The following is a 3,223-nucleotide window of genomic DNA, read 5'->3' as shown; positions in this document are numbered from 1 at the left end:
TTTATGTTGCGAACAGACCTAAACCCGCTGACCGACTACTTCGCACGGCAGGATCCGGCCAACCTGACGCCCGCGGTGCCGGTGCTGATCGTGCAGGGACTCGCCGACACCACGATCCTGCCGCCGATGACCGACGAGGTGGTGCGGAAGTACTGCGATAAGCACGTCGGGCTGGAATATCGCACGTACCCGGATGCAGACCATCGCCGCGCGGTGTCCGCCTCCTTCCCCGATGCGCGGAGCTTCGCGGATGACGTGATGGCCGGGCGGCAGCGGGTGAACACCTGCCCATCCCGCTGACTGGTATCGATAATTGACGCTATTTTCGCAGTCTCGGCAGACTCGCGGGATGGCGAACACTGAGACATCGGCACAACGGGCACCCGATCCGTTCGCGCCGGCGACCCTTGGCCCCGTTCGGTTGCGCAACAGGATCATCAAAGCCGCGACGTCGGAGGGCCGGTCGCCGAAAGGGCTTGTCACCGAAGAGCTTATCGATTTTCATCGTCGATACGTCGACGGGGGCGTTGGCATGACAACACTGGCCTACTGCTGTGTGGCCCCGGAAGGAGCCAGCGCGCCGGGACAGATTCTGATGAGCCAAAAGGCGATGCCGGGCCTGAAGAAATTTACCGACACCGTGCACGGCGGCGGCGCCGCCGCTTCGGCCCAGCTCGGGCACGCGGGCGTGGTGGCCTCCAAGAAGGTCACCGGCACTACGCCGATGGCGCCGAGCAAGTTCTTCAACCCGTCCAGCCTGGAGTACTGCCGCGGGATCAGCGCCGCGGAGATAGCCCGCGTCATCGACCAGTTCGGCGCGGCTGCCGAGATCGCGGCCGAGTCCGGATTCGACGTGGTGGAACTGCATTTCGGACATCTGTACCTGCCGAGCTCGTTCTTGAGCCCGAAACTCAACCGCCGCAAAGACGCCTACGGTGGTGGTATCGACGAGCGCAGTCGATTCGTCCGTGAAATTGCGCAACGGGTCCGGGAGGTCATCGGAGACCGGGTCGCGGTGATCGCCAAGATCAGTATGGACGACGGGATACCCGGTAGCATCTGGCTCTCCGAATCGCTGCGCACTGTACAGCTTCTGGATCAGGACGCCAACCTGGACGCGATCGAGCTGACCCAGGGGTCGTCGGTATTCCATCAGATGTACCTGTTCCGCGGTGACGTTCCGGTCGACGAGTTCGCTGCGGTGATGCCGCAGCCACTGAAGACCGGTGTTCGGATCCTGGGCAAGAAGATGATGGGGCAGTATCCCTACGAAGATCTGTACATGCTGGAGTCGGCACGCCAGTTTCTCCCCGCGGTCAAGAACACCAAGCTGATCCTGTTAGGCGGCATCACCAACTACGATCACATGGTCACCGGCATGCGGGAGGGCTTCGACTTCCTTGCGCTGGGCCGGGCGCTGTTGCGTGAACCGGACTTGATCCGACAGATTATGGATGATCCGGCGACTCAGAGCCGATGCAATCACTGCAACAAGTGCATGGTGACGGTTTTCGGTCGGACCCACTGCGTGCTGGATCCGGAGCAGCGCTACCGCAGCAAGCCGGATGCGCACAGCTTCGCAGCGCCGCGGCCGGTATCCGTTCAAAGATAGGCGCTTCCGGGGCCCATCCTTTGGAAATGCGACTTCGGGACCCGGCGCCGCGGCAGTAGCCGGAGTGCTCCTGCTGCGTATCGGCCAGACGGTCCCTTGTCGGACCCCCGTGGTGTCATCCGGACATGGCTCGCCACTGGGATACCGACGCGGACGCCGCCTTCGACCCGGCGGCCCGCGGGGTGCTGCGGGTGCTGGGCGGTCCGGGCCCCGGCCCGCCCAGCCTGGCGGACGCCGCGGCCGCGGCGCCCGTCGCGGCGGGTCGGGTCGCCCCGGAGTCGGTGCTGTTCTTGACCGGGGTGGGCCGGCTCGGCACCGCGGCCCGCACCGCACTGACCACCGCGCTGCTCTCGGCCGCCGACCGGCCCGGTGCCGCGGGCCCGGCGGTGATCCGGGAACCGTTGGTGCGCAGCGTGCACTCCTACGCGTTCGCCGTGCTGCGGCTGGCGGCCCGGCGCGCGGGCGACCTGCCGCCGCGGCTGGTGACCAGCGCCGAGCAGGACGCCGTCATCCGGGAACTGCTCGCCGGCGACGGCCCGGCGGCCTGGCCGGCGGCGCTGGGCGCCGCGCTGGGCACCGACGGGTTCGCCACCGAGCTGCGCTCCCTGCTGGCCCGCTGCGCCGAACGCGGGGTCGGCCCGGACCGGCTGGCCCGGCTGGGCCGGCGCGCGGGCCGCCCGGAGTGGGTCGCCGCGGGCCGGTTCGCCAAGCAGTACGAGCAGGTGATGCTGCTGCGTTCGGCGGTCGGCACCGCGGCACCGCAGGCGGCGGTGCCCGCGCTGGGCGCCGCCGAGCTGGTGGGGGCGGCCCTGGATGCGTTCGCCGCCGGCCCGGGCCTGCTCGCCGACGAGCGCGCCCGGGTGCGGCTGCTGTTGGTCGACGACGCCCAGCAACTCGACCCGCAGGCGGCCGCGCTGGTGCGGGCGCTGGCCGCCGGGGCCGACCGGACCCTGATCGCCGGCGACCCGGCCCAGGCGGTGTTCGGGTTCCGCGGCGGCCAGCCGGACGCGCTGCTGGCGGCGTCCGGTGCTTCGCCGACCGTGACGCTGACCACGTCGCACCGGTGTGCGTCGGCGATCACCCGGGCCATCGGCGGCATCGCCGGGCGGCGGCCCGGCGCCGGCGGCCCCGGGCCGCTCGACGGAACCGGCCCGGCCGGCTCGGTGACGGCGCGGACCGCGACCTCCGGGCACGCCGAGGCGGCGCTGATCGCCGACACGCTGCGCCGGGCCCACCTGATCGACGGGGTGCCGTGGTCGCAGATGGCGGTGATCGTCCGGTCGGTTCCCCGGGTGGGCGGCGGGCTGACCCGGGCGCTGGCCGGTGCCGGGGTGCCGGTGGTACTGCCCGCCGCCGACGCACCGCTGGCCGAGCAGCCGACGGTCGCCGCCCTGCTGGCGGTGCTGACCGCCGCCGTCGCCGGCCTCGACGGCCGGCGGGCGCGGGCGCTGCTCACCGGCCCGATCGGGCGGGTGGACCCGATCACCCTGCGCCAGCTGCGCCGGGCGCTGCGCCGCGCCGGCGGCGATGACGCGGACCCGGCCGAGCCGGATGCCGAGCTGGTCGCGGCGCTCACCGGCGATACCGGACGGCTGCCGGCCGGGCTGGCCC

At 71.1% G+C, this 3,223-nt stretch carries 3 protein-coding genes; all 3 read left to right on the top strand.

Features of this window, described 5'->3' with window-relative positions; all coding sequences use genetic code 11:
* The coding region (locus AC2VNT_RS05285) for an alpha/beta hydrolase family protein (RefSeq protein ID WP_486945854.1) at positions 1-300 on the top strand (300 nt) is incomplete at its 5' end.
* A gap of 49 nt (positions 301-349) precedes the next feature.
* A complete protein-coding gene (locus AC2VNT_RS05280) occupies positions 350-1,612 on the top strand; it encodes an NADH:flavin oxidoreductase (RefSeq protein WP_486945853.1) in 1,263 nt (420 codons plus the stop codon).
* Between the two features lie 125 nt (positions 1,613-1,737).
* A partial coding sequence (locus AC2VNT_RS05275) for a UvrD-helicase domain-containing protein (RefSeq protein ID WP_486945852.1) occupies positions 1,738-3,223 on the top strand: 1,486 nt, incomplete at its 3' end.

This window comes from Mycobacterium sp. TH-M15 (genome assembly GCF_057473705.1).
The sequence above is the reverse complement of the archived record's forward strand: the minus strand, read 5'-3'. Positions and strand labels throughout refer to the sequence as shown.